Source organism: Nocardia sp. NPDC050712, from assembly GCF_040654295.1.
Lineage (GTDB): Bacteria > Actinomycetota > Actinomycetes > Mycobacteriales > Mycobacteriaceae > Nocardia.
The window spans coordinates 163,960-181,804 of record NZ_JBFAHT010000006.1 but is presented as its reverse complement, the minus strand read 5'-3'; the positions used below and the strand labels follow the sequence as shown (position 1 = coordinate 181,804).

The 17,845-nt window shown below is 69.3% G+C and carries 20 protein-coding genes; 13 read left to right on the top strand and 7 right to left on the bottom strand.

Annotated elements, in window-relative coordinates:
• Positions 1-11: 11 nt before the first annotated feature.
• Positions 12-863: an alpha/beta hydrolase gene (locus tag AB0H76_RS36365; RefSeq protein WP_357331791.1), complete on the bottom strand. Its 852-nt coding sequence runs from the start codon at positions 861-863 to the stop codon at positions 12-14.
• Positions 864-1,014: 151 nt separating this feature from the next.
• On the opposite strand from AB0H76_RS36365, the gene AB0H76_RS36360 reads away from it, so the two are divergent.
• From AB0H76_RS36360 to AB0H76_RS36350, 3 genes are read left to right on the top strand one after another with little or no spacing between them, the layout of a single operon-like run.
• Positions 1,015-1,794, top strand: a complete 780-nt coding sequence (locus AB0H76_RS36360) for an exodeoxyribonuclease III (protein WP_357331789.1) — start codon at positions 1,015-1,017, stop codon at positions 1,792-1,794.
• Complete coding sequence (locus AB0H76_RS36355) at positions 1,791-2,258, top strand: ribonuclease domain-containing protein (RefSeq protein WP_357331787.1); 468 nt, start codon at positions 1,791-1,793, stop codon at positions 2,256-2,258. The genes AB0H76_RS36360 and AB0H76_RS36355 overlap by 4 nt, the downstream gene beginning before the upstream one ends.
• Positions 2,258-2,752, top strand: coding sequence for a barstar family protein (locus AB0H76_RS36350; RefSeq protein ID WP_357331785.1), 495 nt, complete (start codon positions 2,258-2,260; stop codon positions 2,750-2,752). Before AB0H76_RS36355 ends, AB0H76_RS36350 begins: the two co-directional genes overlap by 1 nt.
• Before the next feature lie 4 nt (positions 2,753-2,756).
• Here the strand turns inward: AB0H76_RS36350 and AB0H76_RS36345 are convergent, their stop codons facing one another.
• The gene (locus AB0H76_RS36345) at positions 2,757-3,437 is read right to left on the bottom strand and encodes a TetR/AcrR family transcriptional regulator (protein ID WP_357331783.1); all 681 of its coding nucleotides are present in this window, start codon (positions 3,435-3,437) and stop codon (positions 2,757-2,759) included.
• Positions 3,438-3,567: 130 nt separating this feature from the next.
• Here AB0H76_RS36345 and AB0H76_RS36340 point away from each other — a divergent pair, with 130 nt between their 5' ends.
• The 6 genes from AB0H76_RS36340 (at position 3,568) to AB0H76_RS36315 (ending at position 8,522) form a co-directional block, all read left to right on the top strand.
• A complete protein-coding gene (locus AB0H76_RS36340; RefSeq protein WP_357331781.1) occupies positions 3,568-4,515 on the top strand; it encodes an oxygenase MpaB family protein in 948 nt (315 codons plus the stop codon).
• A gap of 21 nt (positions 4,516-4,536) precedes the next feature.
• Positions 4,537-5,568 carry a tryptophan--tRNA ligase gene (trpS, locus tag AB0H76_RS36335; protein ID WP_357331779.1) on the top strand — a complete coding sequence of 344 codons (1,032 nt, stop codon included), beginning with the start codon at positions 4,537-4,539 and terminating at the stop codon, positions 5,566-5,568.
• A gap of 45 nt (positions 5,569-5,613) precedes the next feature.
• Entirely contained in the window at positions 5,614-6,633 is a 1,020-nt protein-coding gene (yhjD, locus tag AB0H76_RS36330) for an inner membrane protein YhjD (protein WP_357331777.1), read from the top strand.
• Positions 6,634-6,791: 158 nt separating this feature from the next.
• On the top strand, positions 6,792-7,244 hold the full coding sequence (locus AB0H76_RS36325; RefSeq protein ID WP_357331775.1) for a YbaB/EbfC family nucleoid-associated protein: 453 nt from the start codon (positions 6,792-6,794) through the stop codon (positions 7,242-7,244).
• The gene (locus AB0H76_RS36320; protein WP_357331773.1) at positions 7,234-7,575 is read left to right on the top strand and encodes a hypothetical protein; all 342 of its coding nucleotides are present in this window, start codon (positions 7,234-7,236) and stop codon (positions 7,573-7,575) included. Before AB0H76_RS36325 ends, AB0H76_RS36320 begins: the two co-directional genes overlap by 11 nt.
• A gap of 5 nt (positions 7,576-7,580) precedes the next feature.
• The gene (locus AB0H76_RS36315; RefSeq protein WP_357331771.1) at positions 7,581-8,522 is read left to right on the top strand and encodes a hypothetical protein; all 942 of its coding nucleotides are present in this window, start codon (positions 7,581-7,583) and stop codon (positions 8,520-8,522) included.
• Here the strand turns inward: AB0H76_RS36315 and AB0H76_RS36310 are convergent.
• Positions 8,516-9,247 (bottom strand): hypothetical protein, encoded by a 732-nt coding sequence (locus AB0H76_RS36310; RefSeq protein ID WP_357331769.1) that lies wholly within the window; start codon positions 9,245-9,247, stop codon positions 8,516-8,518. The genes AB0H76_RS36315 and AB0H76_RS36310 overlap by 7 nt on opposite strands.
• A 172-nt stretch (positions 9,248-9,419) precedes the next feature.
• Positions 9,420-10,697, bottom strand: a complete 1,278-nt coding sequence (locus AB0H76_RS36305; protein ID WP_357331767.1) for a D-alanyl-D-alanine carboxypeptidase family protein — start codon at positions 10,695-10,697, stop codon at positions 9,420-9,422.
• 147 nt (positions 10,698-10,844) lie between these two features.
• Here AB0H76_RS36305 and AB0H76_RS36300 point away from each other — a divergent pair, with 147 nt between their 5' ends.
• Together AB0H76_RS36300 and AB0H76_RS36295 are read left to right on the top strand one after the other, a co-directional pair.
• Entirely contained in the window at positions 10,845-12,365 is a 1,521-nt protein-coding gene (locus AB0H76_RS36300; RefSeq protein ID WP_357331765.1) for an MFS transporter, read from the top strand.
• Complete coding sequence (locus AB0H76_RS36295) at positions 12,355-12,954, top strand: TetR family transcriptional regulator (protein ID WP_357331763.1); 600 nt, start codon at positions 12,355-12,357, stop codon at positions 12,952-12,954. Before AB0H76_RS36300 ends, AB0H76_RS36295 begins: the two co-directional genes overlap by 11 nt.
• Positions 12,955-12,963: 9 nt before the next feature.
• Here the strand turns inward: AB0H76_RS36295 and AB0H76_RS36290 are convergent, their stop codons facing one another.
• Positions 12,964-13,884, bottom strand: coding sequence for an alpha/beta hydrolase (locus tag AB0H76_RS36290; protein WP_357331761.1), 921 nt, complete (start codon positions 13,882-13,884; stop codon positions 12,964-12,966).
• A gap of 50 nt (positions 13,885-13,934) precedes the next feature.
• On the bottom strand, positions 13,935-14,618 hold the full coding sequence (gene radC / locus AB0H76_RS36285) for a DNA repair protein RadC (protein WP_357331759.1): 684 nt from the start codon (positions 14,616-14,618) through the stop codon (positions 13,935-13,937).
• A gap of 151 nt (positions 14,619-14,769) precedes the next feature.
• On the opposite strand from radC, the gene AB0H76_RS36280 reads away from it, so the two are divergent.
• Positions 14,770-16,380 (top strand): alpha/beta hydrolase, encoded by a 1,611-nt coding sequence (locus AB0H76_RS36280; protein WP_357331757.1) that lies wholly within the window; start codon positions 14,770-14,772, stop codon positions 16,378-16,380.
• 5 nt (positions 16,381-16,385) lie between these two features.
• Here the strand turns inward: AB0H76_RS36280 and AB0H76_RS36275 are convergent, their stop codons facing one another.
• Positions 16,386-16,592 (bottom strand): type II toxin-antitoxin system VapB family antitoxin, encoded by a 207-nt coding sequence (locus AB0H76_RS36275; RefSeq protein ID WP_357331755.1) that lies wholly within the window; start codon positions 16,590-16,592, stop codon positions 16,386-16,388.
• A 290-nt stretch (positions 16,593-16,882) separates the two neighbouring features.
• Here AB0H76_RS36275 and AB0H76_RS36270 point away from each other — a divergent pair, with 290 nt between their 5' ends.
• On the top strand, positions 16,883-17,788 hold the full coding sequence (locus AB0H76_RS36270) for a phenylalanine 4-monooxygenase (protein ID WP_357331753.1): 906 nt from the start codon (positions 16,883-16,885) through the stop codon (positions 17,786-17,788).
• Positions 17,789-17,845: the final 57 nt, after the last annotated feature.

Genomic DNA, 17,845 nt, shown 5'->3' with positions numbered 1-17,845 from the left:
CGTGCGCTGAGCTAGATGGCGCGGAGGTGGCCCCGGCTGGCGTAGACGTGCTCGGCGATCAGGGTGGCGATCCGGTCGGGAGCCTCCAGCATCGGGACGTGCCCGACGCGGTGCATCAGGATCCGGTCGGCGCTGTCGGGGAGTTCCTTCAGGTAGCGGCGGGCGTAGACCCGGTTGGGGATGATGTGGTCGGACTCGGCCAGCAGCAGGCGGACCGGGGTGGGCAGGTCGGACAGGTCCGAGAGGGCCGGTGCGCGGAAGGTGCCCATGATCAGAGGGAGCATCGCCTGGCAATGCAGGGCCGCCTCGATGACCGCGGTCATGTCCGTGCGGGACACGGCGCCGGAATTCTTGACCAGGAGCAGTTTGGTCAGGCGGTGCGTCACCGGATTGTGTTTGACGAATCCGCCGACCCGCTTACCGATTTCGATGATCGGCACCATCGCCAGGAATTTCAGCCCGACCCGGAATTGGGTGAGCGAGGGCGCATTCCAGCCGCCCGCGGGCGCGATCAGGGTGAGGGTGCGGGCCCGGCCGCGGCGCGCCAATTCGATGCCGACCCAGCCGCCCAGCGAATTGCCGGCGATATGGCAGGTGCGCCAGCCCATTTCGTCGAGCTGATCCTCGATGCGATCGGCCAGGGTGTAGATATCGGTGGACCAGCCGTCGCCGGGCGCGCCGCCCCAGTGCCCCGCGAAGGCCGGCGCGAACACCTCGCATTGCGCGGCCAGGCGGTTCGCGGTCTGGGTCCAGCAGTGCGGGGAGAGCATGAAGCCGTGCAGCAGCAGGAGCGGATCGCCGGAACCGACGTGCAGCGCCTTGATAGGGACCGGCGGCTCGGATTTCTTCGCGGGCTTTTTCACGGCGGGAGCGGGCCGGGCCGGCTCGGGGCGCGTGGATTGTCCGATGCGCGAAACTTTTTTGCTGTTTCGCGGCGTGGGCTGGTTGGAATCCGACATCATCGTCGTCCGCCCTTTCGGGAGTTGCGTCTGACCAGCATTGTACGGTCGTCGGGTGCCGTACATCATCTCTAGCGTGAACGTGAATGGTGTCCGCGCGGCCACGGGCAAGGGCATGCTCGAATGGCTGGCGGTCACCGAGGCCGACATCGTGTGCGTGCAGGAGACGCGCGCCACCGACGAACAGACCCGAGCCGCGCTGGCGCCCGCGCTGGCGAACGGCTGGTTTCTCGCACACGCGGAGCCGGAATCCAAGGGCCGGGCCGGGGTCGGCATCCTGTCGCGGCGCGAGCCGAAGCAGGTGCGGATCGGTTTCGGCAGCGCCGAGTTCGGCGCGTCCGGGCGCTATCTCGAAGCCGACTTCGACGACGCCACCGTGGCCAGCGTGTACGTCCACTCGGGGGAGGAGAACACCCCGCGCCAGGACGAGAAGTACCGGTTCCTGGCCGAATTCGGCGCCTACCTGAAGACGCGCACCGGCGCGTACGTGGTCAGCGGCGACTGGAACATCGCGCCCACCGAACTGGACCTGAAGAACTGGAAGGGCAACCTGAAGTCCGCCGGGTTCCTGCCCGAGGAACGCGCCTGGATCGCGGAACTGCTCGCCGCGGGCTACACCGACGTGGTGCGGCAGTTGCACCCCGGCGTCAGCGGCCCCTACAGCTGGTGGTCCTACCGCGGGCGCGCTTTCGACAACGATTCCGGCTGGCGCATCGATTACCACCTGGCGCTCGGCAGCCTGGCCGAGCGGGCCAAGCAGGCCGTCGTGGAACGCGCTCCCGCCTATGACCAGCGCTGGTCCGACCATGCGCCGGTGACGGTGCAGTACCGGTGAGACTCACGCCGGTCCGGGCCGTCGCCGCGTTCGTCGCGGTGGTGGTCGTCGCGTTGCTGGCGGTGCTCGCGGTGCGCGGGGGTGACAGCGATACCAGCACCTCCAGCGGCACTGTCACCGCCACCAGCTCCCGCACCGGCGCGGCTCCGAGCGCCGGGGCGGTATCGGCGACGCCGGTGCCCGGCGTCCCGGACCGCGCCTACGCCACCCTGCGGGAGATCGACGCGGGCCGCTGGCCGGGGTCGGCCAACGCCGCCGGCACCCAGGGCGGCGAGCAGTGGGGGAACCGCGAACGCCGGCTGCCGCGGACCGATGCGGCCGGGCGCGCCATCAGTTACCAGGAATGGGATGTGAATCCCAAGCAGCGCAACCGATCCCGTGACGCCGAGCGCATCGTCACCGGCTCCGACGGCTCGGCCTGGTACACCGGCGACCACTACAAGACCTTCACGAGGATGCGCTGATGACCACACCGGTCCCGCTGTCGCGATTCCTGAGTCTCGCCGCCCAGGCGCCGAATACCGCCGTTCCCGTGCTGGGCGCCCTGGACGTCGACCCGGCCGAGCTGAGCGGCCTGCGCTACGACGCACCGCCCGGCTTCCTGGTCCGGGAGCTGCGGGGCGCCAAGATGCGCACCACCGCGGGCGTTTTCGACGAGTTCGCCGCCGCGTTCCAGTTCCCGTACTACTTCGGCGAGAACAAGGACGCGTTCGACGAATGCCTGCGCGATCTCGGCGAATTCCTCGGCGACGCGGCGGGATACGTGGCGGTGGTGCGGGATTCGGGTGAACTGCTGGCCGAGCAGCCGCGCGAGCGGGGCTGGTTCACCGAGGCGATCGCCGACTCGGCCGGCTACTGGGCGCGGCGCGGGATCAGTTTCCGGGTGGTGCTGCAGGGCCGGGCACCGGAGGCGCCCGCCGCCGTCGCGGCCCGGGTGGTGCCGCTGACCCTGGGCTGACGGCTCAGGCCAGGCGGCGGGCCAGGTCCTCACCGAGCAGCACGAACACGTCGGTGGTGTGCTCGATCAACTCGTCCCGGGAGATCGGCAGTTCGCCCTGCAACCACGCGGTGAGCGTCTGCACCAGGCCGCCGACCAGATAGGTGGCCCGGAATTCGATGACCGGATCCGGTTGCCGGTCGGTCATGCCGTAGAAGTCGATGCCCTGCGCGGCCACGATGCGCGCGAACAGCCGGATGGATTCGGTCGTGCGGGCCCGCAATTCGGGGGTCGCCTGGCCCGCGACCAGTGCCACCCGGGCCTTGCGCGGATCGTCGGTGAACAGGCGGATGCCCGCGCTGATCGCGGAGCGCGCCATGCCCCGGGTGTCGGGCGGCGCGGTGCGCAGACCGTCCGCGATCGCGATCGCGAGTTCCTCGGTGATCCGGTCGATCAGGCCGGTGAGGACCGCGTCACGGCTGTCGAAGTTCTCGTAGTAGTAGCGCTCGTTCAGCCCGGCCTGCGCGCACAGCCCGGACACGGTGAGTTTGCCCAGGCCCTCGGTGCCGATGAGTTCGAGGGCGGCGTCGAGCAGGGCCCGGCGGCGCTGGGCGCGCCGCTCGTCCGCGGAGACGCCACCGTAGGCCCGCTTGGGGGCCGCGGACGCCGAAGCCGGCGGTGTGGGTGAACGCTGCGCTGGTGCCACACCTCGATTGTGGCAGTCCCGGCGTGTGCGCGGGGGTGGGGTGCGGTCACGAATCTGGCATGGACTCTTGCCAGAAGTTGGTTTCGGGGCGATCCTGGTGACATCGGGTCTCGATGAGGAGACTCCTCCGATGAGGGAGGCAGCCGTGGCCGCTCCTGGATATTTCGCCGACCATTCGATGATCCGGCGGGTCATGCGCAAGCGAGCGGTGGGCCTCACCTACGGCCAGCGCGCGCTGGTCCTCGGTGCGGTTCACCCCGTGCTCTACGTCGGGACCGCGGAGAATTCCGCGCACCGGATGACCCCGTACACCCGGCTGGCCCTCACCGGAAAACTGTTCGAAGCCGTCTTCCTCGGCAGCAAGCAGGAGGCCGATCGGGCGCTGGAGTTCACCCGGAAGAAGCACGTGCCGGTCAGCGGCGCGCTGCCCGAGGACGCGGGCGCGCATCACCCCGCGGGCACCGCCTACTCCGCGAGCAACCCGTACCTGATGTTCATGACCATGGCGTTCGCCTTCGACTCCGCCGAGGTCATGCACGACCTGCTGGTCCGCAAGCTCACCGCCGGCGAGCGGGAAGGGCTGTACCAGGACTTCGTGCGCTGGGCCGAACTGTTCGGCATGCCCGCCGACGCCGCGCCCGCCGACTACCCGGCGTTCCGGACCTATCTCGACACCTACCTGGCCTCGGACGAGCTGTTCCTCACCGACGAAGCCCGCCTGGTCGGCTCCTATCTGGCCGGATCCCGGGTGCCCTACCCGCAACGCACCCCGATGCATCAGGTGACCTCCGCGTTCTACCTGCTGGTGCAGGGCAGCCTGCCGGCCCGGGTGCGCGCGCTCTACGGCATGCGGTGGGGGCTGGTCGAGGAAACGGCCTACCGCGGGCTCGCCCAGGGCATACGGACCGCGCACGTGGAGTTGCCGCTGGTCCCGCCGCTGCTGCGGGACAGTCTGGCCGGTCCGAGCGCGCCGCTCTACCGGCTCGTCGCCGAGCGCGAACGCAAGCTGGCCCGCGCCGGATTGCCGAGTATGCCCGGAGTGCACCCCGAGAGCCGGGCGGCGCGAAATTCCGCTTGAGCGGCATGAAAAGATCGGAGTATGTCCAGTCCTGCACAGGTCCCGGCCGCTGAACGCAAACAGCGCGTGCTCTCCGGGATTCAGCCCACCAGCGAGTCCTTCCACCTCGGTAACTACCTTGGCGCGCTGCAATACTGGGTGACCCTGCAGGACGAGTACGACGCGCTCTACTTCATCCCCGACCTGCACGCCATCACCGTCGCCCAGGACCCCAAGGTGCTGCGCGCGCGGACCAAGGCGGCCGCCGCCCAACTGCTCGCGATCGGCATCGACCCGAAGAAATCGACGCTGTTCGTGCAGAGCCAGGTGCCCGAGCACGCCGAGCTGAGCTGGGTGCTGTCCTGCATCACCGGCTTCGGCGAGGCCGGCCGGATGACCCAGTTCAAGGACAAGTCGGCCAAGCAGGGCGCCGAGAACGCGACCGTCGGGCTGTTCACCTACCCGGTGCTGATGGCCGCCGACATCCTGCTCTACCGCCCGCACCAGGTGCCCGTCGGCGAGGATCAGCGCCAGCACCTGGAGCTCACCCGGACCCTCGCGCAGCGCTTCAACACCCGCTTCAAGAAGACCTTCGTCGTGCCCGAGGCGCACATCGTCAAGGGCACCGCGAAGATCTACGACCTGCAGGACCCGACCTCGAAGATGAGCAAGTCGGCCAGCACCGACGCGGGCCTGATCAATCTGCTCGACGATCCGAAGGTGACGGCCAAGAAGATCAAGTCCGCGGTCACCGACACCGAGCGGGAGATCCGCTACGACCAGCAGGCCAAGCCGGGTGTCAGCAATCTGCTGGTGATCCAGAGTTCGCTGACCGGGACCCCGATCGCCACGCTGGAACAGGATTACGCGGGCAAGGGCTACGGCGACCTGAAATCCGACGTCGCCGACGCGCTGGTGGAATTTGTTACGCCGTTGCGCGCGAAGGTGGAAGAGTACTTGGCGGATCAGGGCGAACTCGACCGCATCCTCGCCGCCGGTGCCGAGCGGGCGCGCGAGATCGCCGGCAACACTCTCGCACAGGTTTACGACCGGGTCGGCTTCCTGACGCGCTAGCCCGCGCCGGCACCTGATGCGCGCGACAGGCTCGGAGGCGGACAGGTGCAGCTCGACAAGATCAAAGCCGACATCGAACGACGCATCCAGGCCCGCCCGTGGCTGGACCACCTGGTCCGCGCGGGCGGGCGCTACAACCGGCAGCGCGGCGACTACTACGCCGCCGGGATCACCTATTTCACTGTGCTGTCGCTGTTTCCGCTGCTGATGGTGGCGTTCGCGATCGCGGGTTTCGTGCTGATCCGGCATCCGGACACGCTCACCGACATCCAGCAGAAGATCGTCGAGGAGATCCCGGGTGAACTCGGCGATCAGATCAACGAGCTGATCGACCAGGCCATCTCCTCGCGCGGCACGGTCGGCGTGCTGGGTCTGCTCGGTGCGCTGTGGGCGGGGCTCGGCTGGATGGCCAACCTGCGCGCCGCGCTCACCGAGCAGTGGGAACAGCCGCTCCAGGAAGCGGATTGGCTGCGCACCAAACTGTCCGACCTGGGCTGCCTGCTCGGCCTGGCCGCGGCGTTCGCGGTCTCCCTCGGCCTGTCCGGCCTGGCCTCCAGCACCCTGGGCGCGCGCCTGCTGATCGCGCTCGGCCTGTCCCACGTGCCCGGCGCGCGGTTCTTCCTCGTCGTGCTCTCGGCCGTGCTCGCGCTGTGCGCCACCTGGGCCGTCCTGGCCTGGATCATCGCCCGCCTGCCGCGCGAACCCGTCTCCCTGGCCAGCGCCGCCAAGGCCGCCCTGATGGCCGCCGTCGCCTTCGAACTCTTCAAATACGTGGCGTCCCTCTACCTGCAGACCGTCCTGCGCACCCCCGCCGGCGCCACCTTCGGCTCCATCATCGGCCTGATGGTCTTCAGCTACGTCACCTACCGCATCATCCTGTTCGCCACCGCCTGGGCCGCCGAAGCCATGGAATCCGCCCCAACCCCCACCCCCGCCCCACCTCCCGCCGTCATCCGCCCCCGCGTCAGCACCCCCACCCTCCCCAAAGGCGCAGGCCTGGCCCTCTTCAGCGCCGGCGCCGTCGTCACCTACCTGCTCTCCGCCCTGCGCCGCCCGCGGCGCTGAAGGTGTGATCCAGCCGCCCGAGATCGATGGAACCCGGATCGGACTTGTAGCGTCCAAGTACTTGACGAGACATTTCGATCCGAGGGTTCGGTGTGAATTCATTTGAGCAGGACCGCCTGCGATCGCGCACGGATGCACTGCAGGGGCAGGTCGACACGATGCTTGCCACCTACGAACAGCAGTTGCGAGATATCGCGAACGCGCGTGCCGCGCTAGCGGCCAGCACCGCGCAGGGCTGGTCCGACGACAACATGGTTCGGGTGACCACGAACTCGGCCGGTGTGCCGGTCGAGGTCTGGGTCGACCCGGGTGCCTTCAAGCGCTCGACTCCCGAGAAGCTCGCGGACTCCTTTCTGCAGGCCGCGCAGTTCGCTGCCCGCTCCGCACGGTCGGAGATGGATGCTCTGCTGGCTCCTGTCACGGCCGCCGCGGCGGAGTTCACGCCGCAGGAGCAGCTGTACGAGGAGCTGCCGTTCATCGGTGCTCCGGTCGGGGACATCCTGCCCAGTCCGCCCGAGCCGCCGGTTTCCGCGCCCCCGTCGGCACCGGTCGACGAGGACGAGGACGAAGGGCCGCATTGGAAGGGACTGGGGGCGAAAAATGGCTGGTAACAGTAACTTCGGGATCGATCCCGAAAAGGTGAAGGCGCAGGCGCCCAAGCTCGCGGAGCTGGCCACTGACCTCTCGAGCGGGCTTTCGGACCTGAAATCCGGCCTGGACAGCTTCGGGGAGGTTTGGGGGAACGACGAATTCGGTGCGAGTTTCGCGACGAATTACACGAGCAAGGCCACCGAGGCGCTCGAGCTGATCCAGGGTGCCGTGACAATGTTCCAGTTCCTCGAGAAGGGCGTCGACACGACGGGCAAGACCTTCGAGAACCTGGACGAGCAATTCAAGTCCGCGCTGACGAAGATCACGGGCCAGATCCAGGACAAGGACTGAGTGGCGTGGGTCTGGAAATACCTGATGAGCTGAAACCCGTTGCCGCACTGGTGGTCTACCAGTGGCCGGAGGCCGACGAAACCGGGCTGCGTGGCGCGGCCGACAAGTGGGACCAGATGGCCTCGCTGCTGGAGCAGATCAACAGTTACGGCGACGATGTCATCAAGGTCGTGCTCGCCAACACCGAAGGTGAGACTCACGACGCGATCGAGCAGTTCTGGAACAAGGCGGGTGGCGAGGACGGAGCGCTCGCCGACCTTGCCGAATTCTGTAAGGAATTGGCCTTTGTCCTGCGGATAATGGCGTTCCTGGTGCTCGCGGTCAAGATCTTCATCATCTCGATGCTGATCTACCTGGTCGTGCAATTGGCGATCGCGGCCGCAGCGGCGATTCCGTCCGGGGGCACGAGTGTCGCCGCCGGTGCCGCCGTGCAGGTTTCGGTGCGGTTGGTGATCACCCAGGCGCTGAAGAAGCTCGTCCAGGACATTCTGGTCCGGACCATCGTCAAATGGGTCGCCAAACAGATGGCGCTCGGCGCGGTGCTCGGTGTCTCGAAGGAACTCGTCTTCCAGACCGCCGAGATCCGCCTGGGCGTCCGCGACGGCTACGACCTGACCGATGTCGCATCCAAAGGTGTGCACAACGCGATTCAGCAGCCGATCCAGAAGGTGGTCAGCGCGCTGGGCGGCAACACGTTCATCGCGAAGCGGATCGGCACCAAGGTGGGCGACACGGTGGCCGACACGGTGTGGGGCGAGGAGTCCGGACTCGTCGGGCGCGCCAAGGAGACCGGCGTCAGCTACGTCGAGAAGGAAATCCGCGAGGAGATCGTGGAGGCACTGACCCAACCCTCTGCTACGGCACCGCAAAACGAGGAGTCGAAGCCGAACAACGCGAAACCGTCGACCGCGGACCAGGGCTCCAGTCTGGATCTTCCGACTCAGTAGGGGCGCGGCGGCCGCTGCGGGGGATATGGCTGCGGCGGGCGGTTGTTGGCTGCTGGGGGCGGGTACTGACGCGGATACTGCTGGGGCGGTTGGTTATTCGGCTGCGAAGGATATTGCGGCTGGTATCCGCCGGGCGGGTTGGCGTGCGGGGGCTGCTGTGGGTACGGCTGACCCAGGTGCGGGGGTTGCTGTCCGGGTAGCGGCCGAGTGTCGGCGGGGCTGATGAGCGGCTTGTGAGTTCCGTTGGCGCGCAGGGCTTTCACGTCACGTCGCCGGACCACGGAAAGGTGATCGGACTCGTCTTCGGCGCCGCCGGCATCCAGTAGCAGGGCGAGGCCGCGCAGGAAGAACGCGGAGGTGAGGTTGCCGAGGGGAACCCAGCCGCCGTTGTCGCGGCGGATTACGACCAGCCCGACCAGGATCTTGCCGAGGCTGGCGTGTAGGACGCGCTGCACGAGGACTCGGTTGGTGAACGCGGTGACCAGGTAGGCGAGGGGGAGCGCGGGCAGCAGCAGAAGCCCGTCCTGCCCGCTGCTCTGCATCAGGTGCAGTACCGCGAAGACTGCGCCGACGTTCAAGGCCACGTCGAGTATCCAGCTGAACAGGGTGCGCAGCTCGCGCGGCGATGGGTAACGCGGGTCCGGGTCGTCGCCGTGGAACCGGGGTCTGGGCTCGGGCTCTCGCACTCGCTGGGCCCACTCCCCGAGGCGTTGCTTGAAACTCACGCCGCCCAGCATCGCACAGCGGAAAGCACTTGTAATTCGGGGAAATTCGATGGAACCGGGCGGGGTCGGGCGGCGTCCAAGTAGGTGACGCCGGGGCTCTGAGGTTGGTCGGAGGGCCGGCGTGGGGGCGGTCGGTGCCCGGGTCAGGGTGGGCACCGACCGCGTTGTGGCGTCAGCGGCGGCGGCTGGTCCGGCGGTGGACGTAGAGGACAAGGGCCAAGATCGCGAGCAGGCCGGCGGCGAGCAGCGCGGTGCGGATGCCGCCGTTGCCGGATTCGGCGGCGGGGGCGGCGTCGTCCTTCGGGGGCGGGGAGGCGAGCGGGGCGGTGGGGCCGGGGGAGTCGCCGTTGCGGCTGGGCAGGGCGCCGACCTGGGCGTCGCGGGGCAGGGCGAAGCCGTAGTCGAGCAGGCGGGCGGCCTGCTGCCACGGCCGGATCGGCAGCACCTCGCCCTGGAGCAGGACGATGCTCAGGCGGCGGCCGTTGCGTTCGGCGGCGGCGGCGAAGGTGTGGCGGGAGTCGTCGGTGAAGCCGGTCTTGCCGCCGAGGGCCCCGTCATAGTTGTAGAGCAGGTGGTTGTCGTTGGCGATGACGAAGCCCGGATGGTCTTTGTCCTCCGGGATTTTCGGGTCCCTGGGGTAGCCGGGGAAGTCGACCTGCTCGGTGTGGATGAGCTCGGCGAACAGCGGGATGGTCATGGCTTCCCGGAAGGCCGCCGACAGGTCGTAGGCCGAGGTGCTCATGCCGGGGCCGTCCAGACCGGAGGGGGTGGCGGCCCGGGTGTCCAGCAGGTACAGCGATTTCGCGAGCTCGTTCATCTTCGCCACGGCGGCGTCGTCACCGCCGAGCTGCGTCGCGAGGGCGTGCGCGGCGTCGTTGCCGGACGCCATGATCAGGGCCTGCATCAGCTGGCGGTTGCTGTAGCGGCCGCCGGGCCCGATGCCGACGCGGGTGCCGTCGACATCGGCGTCGGCCTGCGTGCCGGTGACCACGGTGTCCAGGTCGAGGTTGCGCAGCGCGACGATGGCGAGCAGCAGTTTGATGGTGCTGGCCGGCCGGTAGCGGCCGTGCGGATCCTTGGCGGCGAGGACCTCACCGCTGTCGACGTCGGCCACCAGCCACGCGGTCGACGAGATGTCCTGCGGGACAGCGGGAGCGCCCTTCGGCAGCACCAGTCCGCATTCGCCGAGCCGGGAGCCGCCGACGGCGGGCGTCGGAACCGCGAGCGGCTTGGGCGTCGTCGAGCCCGGCGCGGGCACCTCCGAGGAATCGACCGGCGCCGGCGGCGTCGTCTTCTGCGGGCAGCCGTCGGTGTTCGGGGTGGTGAACGGTGTCGTCGTCACTGAACTGGGCGACGCGGGTTGCGCGGCCGCGCCGCCGGTCACAGCCGTCGCGGCCAGCACGGCGCCGGCGCACAGCGCGGCGAGGAGTGAGGTGCCCTGGATCTTCATCGGTAGCGAGCCTAACGGTCCGGGACCGGCCGGGCCCGCGCTGCGCGGTGGCTTCCGGCGCGCCCCAGGCACATCCGGAGATATTGACAGCAACTACAAAATGAGGGTTACTATCAAAATAATGTAACTGTCATTTTTGGAGGGGTCATGGAAACCGCAACGACCCGGCGTTGGCTGGCCTTGGGCGCACTGGCGTTCGCCATGCTCGTCATCGGCCTGGACATCACCGTGCTGACCATCGCGCTACCCACCCTCGCGCTCGACCTGAACGCGAATACCGCTGCGCTGCAATGGTTCAGCACCGCTTACACGCTGGCGCTGGCCGCCGTCATGTTGCCCGCGGGCGCGCTCGGCGACCGCTACGGGCGCAAGAAGATCCTGGTCGGCGCGATGCTGCTGTTCGGCGCGGCCTCGCTCGCGTGCGCCTTCGCGACGACCTCGGGGCAGCTGATCGCCGCCCGCGTGGTGCTCGGCATCGCGGCGGCGGCGATGACGCCGCTGTCGCTGGCGGTGCTGCCGGTGCTGTTCCCGGACAAGGCCGAACGCGCTCGCGCGATGACGATCTGGGTGACCGCCACCGGTCTCGGCCTGCCGCTGGGCCCGGTGCTGGGCGGCTGGCTGATCGACAACTTCTGGTGGGGCTCGGTGTTCCTGATCAATGTGCCGATCGCCCTGCTCGGTGCGGTCGCGGTGGCGCTGCTGGTGCCCGAATCGGGCAATCCGGAACCGCGTCGCCTCGACATTGCCGGTGTGCTGCTGTCGATGGCCGGAATGTCCGCGCTCACTTACGGTTTCATCCGGCTGGGTGAAGCGGGCCTGGACAACGGCGGCGGCTGGCTGATGGCCGCAGTCGGCGTCGGACTGCTGGCGGTGTTCCTGATCTGGCAGCGGCGCAGCCGGTTCGCGCTGATCGACCTGGCGCTGTTCGCCAGTCCGGGCTTCCGCTGGGGCGCGGTGTTCACCGTGCTCATCACGTTCGCGATGTTCGGCATGTTCTTCACGGTGCCGCAGTACTTCCAGGCCGTCCTCGGGGTCGACGCGCTCGGCAGCGGCCTGCGCCTGCTCCCGATGATCGGCGGCCTGGTGCTCGGAGCCCGGATCAGCGCGCAGCTGCTGCCGAAAGCCGGTGCCCGCGTGGTGCTTACGCTGGGTCTGCTGGTGATCGCCCTCGGGCTCGGCCAGGGCGCGTTCACCGGCGCCGACAGCCCCTACTGGTTCACCGGCTGCTGGATCGCCCTGGTCGGCGCGGGTATGGGCCTGGCGATGCCGGTCGGCATCGCGGTGGCCGTGGACGACCTCGATGTCGACCGCGCGGGTGTCGGCTCGGCGCTGTTGCAGGCGCTGCGGCAGGCCGCGGGCACCATCGGCGTCGCGCTGCTCGGCACCGTGCTGGTCACTCGGTATCGCGGCGAGCTGGGCGCGCTGGACCGCGCGCCGTTCGACGACGGCGTGAGCAGCGGTGTGGCGGCCGCCGGATCCGATACCGCGGCGCTGGCCCACGTGCAGTCGGCGTTCGTCAGCGGCATGAGCCTGATGCTGTGGGTGTGCGCGGCGATCTGCGTGCTCGCGGTGCCGCTGGCCTACCGGGTCCTGCCGCGCCGGGCGGTTCAGCCCTTCGATGCGACCCGCGCTGCCGCGGATGCGTCAGAATCGACTCATGTCGGTTGAGTTACCAGGTGAAACCCCCGCGGTCCCGGGTCTGCGCGAGCGAAAGAAGGAGCGCACTCGCCGAACTATCCGTACCGAGGCCTTCCGCCTGTTCCGCGAGCAGGGCTACGGCGAGACCACCATCGAGCAGATCGCCGCGGCTGCGGAGGTTTCACCCAGTACCTTCTTCCGCTACTTTCCTAGCAAGGAACAGCTGGTGGTCGCCGACGACCTCGACCCGCCGATGATCGAGGAATACCGTGCCCAGCCACCGGAGCTCAGCCCGTTCCTGGCGCTGCGCAACGCGATCAACGCGGTCTACGCCACCCTGACCCCGGCGGAAGTAGCGTTCGAGCAGGAACGCCAGGCGTTGCTGTACCACGTTCCCGAACTCCGCGCCGCCATCGGCGTGGAGCTGGAACGTGGCATCGACATGATCGCGGGCCTGCTCGCCGAACGCACCGGCCGCTCGCCCGGCGACTTCGAAATCCGGGCCGCCGCCGGTGCCCTGACCGGCGCCGGGCTCGCCATCGCCATGACCACACCGGTCAACAACGACAATGTGGCGCGCGCCCTGGAATTCCTGGACGCCGGCATGCCCCTGGGGTGAGTGCCCCTCTCAGTCGGCGGCCGCGGCGATGACGTCGCGGATCGCCTGGACGATCTCCTCGGGCGCGTCCAGCTGGGCGGTGCTGTGCTTGGCGCCGGGCAGCTCGCGGTATTCGCCGTGCGTGACCTCGGCCGCCATCGCGGTATAGAGGCGGTTCTTGCTCGCGTTCAGCTCCCGCTCGGACTGCTTCGAAAAGCCCACGCGCTGACCGGGATCGGCGGCCAGCGCGCCCAGGGCGATCAGCGGAACGTCGGGCAGGGGGCCGCCGGACTGCAGTTCCGTGCGCAGGGCGGGCAGGCTGCGGCGTTCCTTGGCCCCGTTGACCATCCATTCGGGCGTGACGTGCCCCGCGACCAGGGGCGCGCGGACCTCGGGCGGCCAGGCGGCGAACATCTTCTTGTAGAACGGTTTCGACAGGACACGCAGCAGGGCCGTCTGGACGCGGCCGGGCAGCGCGGTGGGTGTGCGGTCCAGATGCAAGGTCTCGGGCATGTACTCGTCCCAATCCTCGGCGAAGGATTCCACGGCGACCAGCCCCGCCGGCTCGCCGGGGAAGAGCTGGGCGAAACGGCGAGCGTAGGCGCCGCCGAGGCCGTGCGCGACCAGCAGGTACGGGCCGGGGACCGCGGCGATGCGCAGCAGCGCGTGCAGTTCGGTGGCGACCTCGGTGGCCGTGCGGGGCAGGGCGACCGGATCGCTCCAGCCGGTGCCGCCGCGGTCGTAGAGCACCGCGGTGGTGAATTCGGCGACGCGGCGCTGCACCTCGAGGTAATCCAGCCCGACCGCGCCCGCCGCGGGCAGGAAGACCACCGCCGGGCCGCCGCTGCCGGAGCGGTGCAGGAACAGCCGCCGGTCCGCGAGGTCGTAGCGCTGCCCGATCGGCGGTATGCCCAGCCTGCCGAGCTCACGCGAGCCCGTCTGCTCCTTCATGACCACCTCCTGTAGGCATCTCTACGCAGAAGTCTAGGTACCGCGCCCGCTCAGTCGGCGACCCGCAGCAGTGGCAACGCGCAACTCCACTGCTCGCCCGCGAGCACCACGTGGTCGAGGAAGCGCAGCCCGACGGTGTGGGCGGCGTCGATGAGCAGCGCGGTGGCCCGGCGGTCGTCGAGGCTGGGGGACGGGTCGCCGGAGGGATGGTTGTGCACCAGGGCGAAGGCGCGCCCGTCGTGCCGCAGCACCGTGTTCAGGATCTCCCGGACCGGAATCGTCACCTGATCGATGGCGCCCTCGGCGACGAAGACCTGGCGGCGCAAGCGGTTCTGCGCGTCACAGACGAGCACCAGCAGCCGCTCCACCCGGGCGCCCGCGAACAGCGGGCGGGCCGCGCCCACCACATCGGCCGCGCTCTCCAGCCGGACCGCGGTGTCGACGCTGTGCCGGGCCCGCGCGCCGAGATGGAAGGCGGCGATGATGGTGGCGGCCTTGGCGGTGCCGATGCCGGTGCGGCGGGCCAGCTCCTCGGGCCGGGCCTCGGCCAGCCCGGCGACGCCGCCGTGCTCGGCGAGCAACTCGGCCGCCAGCTCCAGCACGCTCGCCCCGCGCCGGCCCTGACCGAGCAGCAACGCCAGCAACTCGCTGTCGCTCAGCGCGTGCGGGCCGAGCTCGAGCAACCGCTCCCGCGGCCGTTGCCGGAAAGGCAGATTCGCAATCGGGACCGACATCTCAAACCCCCTCGCGTGTTGGAGAACTCGAATCATGCCAGGCCCCACCGACAGCTCCGGGCGGGATCAGGGGCGCCCCGCGCGGGCCTCTCCGATTGCGGTCCGCCCGCGGTCCGGCAGACTGTGCACAGCCGGACCTGAGGGATTGCGAATGTTCATACGCCGCAAGGCAACCGCGGAATCGATCCGATTCCGCCCGCGGATCGTTGTCGCCGCCGCCGCGCTGCTCGCCGCGGCCTGCACCAGCGCACCCGTCGCCGCGCCGCCCGCGCCGACTCTGGATCGCTTCTACCAGCAGCAGCTCACCTGGGGTCCCTGCACGGACTACGAGGGCGGCGCGGACCTGGTCAAGGCGTCGATGGACTGCGCCCGCGTGGTGGTGCCCATCGATTACGCGGACCCCGACGGCGACACCGCGCGCATCGCCCTGTCCCGGCTGCGCGCTCGCGGCACCAAGGTCGCTTCGCTGCTCACCAACCCCGGCGGGCCGGGTGTTCCCGGCCTGGAAATGCCGCTGGCCCTCGCCGATACGCCGCTGGCCCAGCACTTCGACATGATCGGCATGGACGTGCGCGGTCTCGGCGCGTCGATGCCGCGCCTGAGCTGCCGCGGCAACGAACAACTCGCGATCGAGCGGCAACTGCTCGGCTTCAGCAACGCCTGGGGCGAGATCGACCAGATCGAAGAGGAGAACGAGGACTACGCCGGCTCGTGTGTGCAGCAGTCCGGGATCGACCTGCTCGCCCACGTCGGCACCGTCGACGTGGCCCGCGATATCGATGTCGTGCGCGCCGCGCTCGGCGACGACAAGCTGACCTACTTCGGCGTCTCCTACGGCACCCGCCTCGGCTCGACCTATGCCGAGCTGTTCCCGGCCCGCGTGCGCGCGATGGTGCTCGACGGCGCCATCGACCCGGCGCGCAATATCGACGACCCGGTGATCGACGGCGCCGCGTTCCAGCAGGCCTTCGACGGCTACGCCGCGGACTGCGCGAAGACGCCGACCTGCCCGCTGGGCACCGATCCGAACCGCACCACCGAGGCGTTCCGCAAGCTGGTGCAGCCGCTGCTCGATCGGCCCGCGTCCGCGGATGCCGGAAAGCTGAGCTACAACGATGTGCTGAGCCTGGTCATCAGCGGGCTGTACCACCCGCGGTTCTGGCCGCAGGTGACCGAGGTGCTCGCGGCCGTCGCGAGCGGCGGCACGTTCACCCCCGAGGACGCGTTCCAGCCGGGCGGCGACAACGGCGACTACGTGCACAAGGCCGTGCTCTGCCTGGAGGACCGCCGGGTCACCGACCGCGCGACCGCCACCGAGCTGGAACGCAGATACCGGGCCGCCGGGCCGATTTTCGACACCGGCGATCTCCCGGACCAGATCCCGTTGGACACCTGCGCGTTCTGGCCGGTGCCGCCCAGCACGCAACCGCACCAGTTCCACGCGCCGGGCCTGCCGAAGACGGTCGTGGTCGTCACCACCGGCGATCCCGCCACGGAGTATCAGGGCGGCGTGAATCTAGCGAAGGCGATGGGCGCGTCGCTGATCACCTACGAGGGGTTCCAGCACGGCGCGACCTTCGACGGCGTCTCGTGTGTCGACGATCCGGTGGTGAAGTATCTGACCGACCTCGTCGCACCACCCGACACCCGGTGCGCGAAACCCGCCGAGAGTGCCGCCCCGACGCCGACCGCTACCGCGCAGCCGACGCCGTCGGCCACCCCCTCGGCCACACCGACGACCACCCGGCCGCCGACGGGATAGCCCCGTCAGGCCTCGACCGCGGCCGCCGTGTCCAGCGCCGGTAGCGGGCACAGTACCGCCGACGCGATGCGCTCCAGATGATGAAGTTGCCGCTCGTGCACCACGATTCGGCGCAGCGCCTCGTTGATGGTGGCCTCGGTCGCGTCGGTGCCCATGATGGCGGCCGCCGCGGCCAGCAGCTTCTGGTCGAGATCGATCCGTACGGAGCGCATGCCGTCCTCCTTCGTTGTGGCCTCGCCACAGGACTTTCGCCATCTTGCGTCATGCGCCCGCTCATATGCGGCAAATCGGTCGGTGAAGGTTGCGAAGATGCGCTGACCCGCCGCGCCCGAGCCCTGCGGCCGCGCCGCGTCACGCGGTTCGGCGCGCTGGCAAACGGGCCGCGCGGGCGCGGATCTGTACCCGCCGGTAACTCCGCTCGACAGGTCGCTCAACTAGGCATTTTGCCCAGCTGGACGGGCTTTCGTTGTCGCGGCGGCCGGGCGGTGCTTGCATCGAGGTTATGTTCACCGAAGCTCAGCTGTATTCGCCCGTAACCCGCAGCGGCGACGGCGATGTGACGGTGCACCTCAGCGACGAGCATCCCGGTGTCGGCGATCCCGACTACCGCGCCCGTCGCAACGCCATCGCCGCGCTGGCGCTCGAGTACGCACCCGGAAAGCCGCTGCCCCGCATCGCCTACACCGAGGAAGAACAACAGGTGTGGCGGACGGTCTCCTACGAGCTCGCGCGCAAGCACGAGACCTTTGCCTGCCAGGAGGTGCTGGACGCCGCGGCGCGGCTGGACCTGCCCGGCGATCACATCCCGCAACTCGACGAAGTGTCGGCGAAGTTGTTCCCGCTCAGTGGGTTTCGCTATGTCCCCGCCGCCGGCCTGGTGCCGCTGCGCGAATTCTTCGGCTCCTTCGCCGACCGAATCTTCCACTCCACCCAGTACATCCGCCACCACTCCGCCCCGCTCTACACCCCCGAACCGGACGCCATCCACGAGATCATCGGCCACGCCAACCAGATCGCCAGCCCGCGCTTCGCCGCCATCTACCAAACGGTCGGCGAGGCCGTCGCCCGCCTGAGCACCGACCGGGCCCTGAAGTTCCTCGCCGACGTCTTCTGGTTCTCCATGGAATTCGGCGTCGTTCGCGAACACGGCGAAGTCCGCTGCTACGGCGCCGGCCTGCTCTCCTCCTACGGCGAGATCAGCGAACTCCCCGACGTCGAACTCCGCCCCCTCGACGTCGTCGAAATGGCCACCGCCACCTACGACATCACCCACTACCAGCCGGTCCTGTACTGCGCGGAATCGATCGCCGAAATCGAAGACGTGATCGGCGCGTTCTTCGCCACCATGGACGACGACACCCCGCTCCGAGCCGCTCGCGCCCGCCAGCAGGTGGCCGGCGCGCCATAGTCCGCCGACGACGAAGGCCGCCCGCGTCTTTCGATGCGGGCGGCCTTCGCGTGGGGC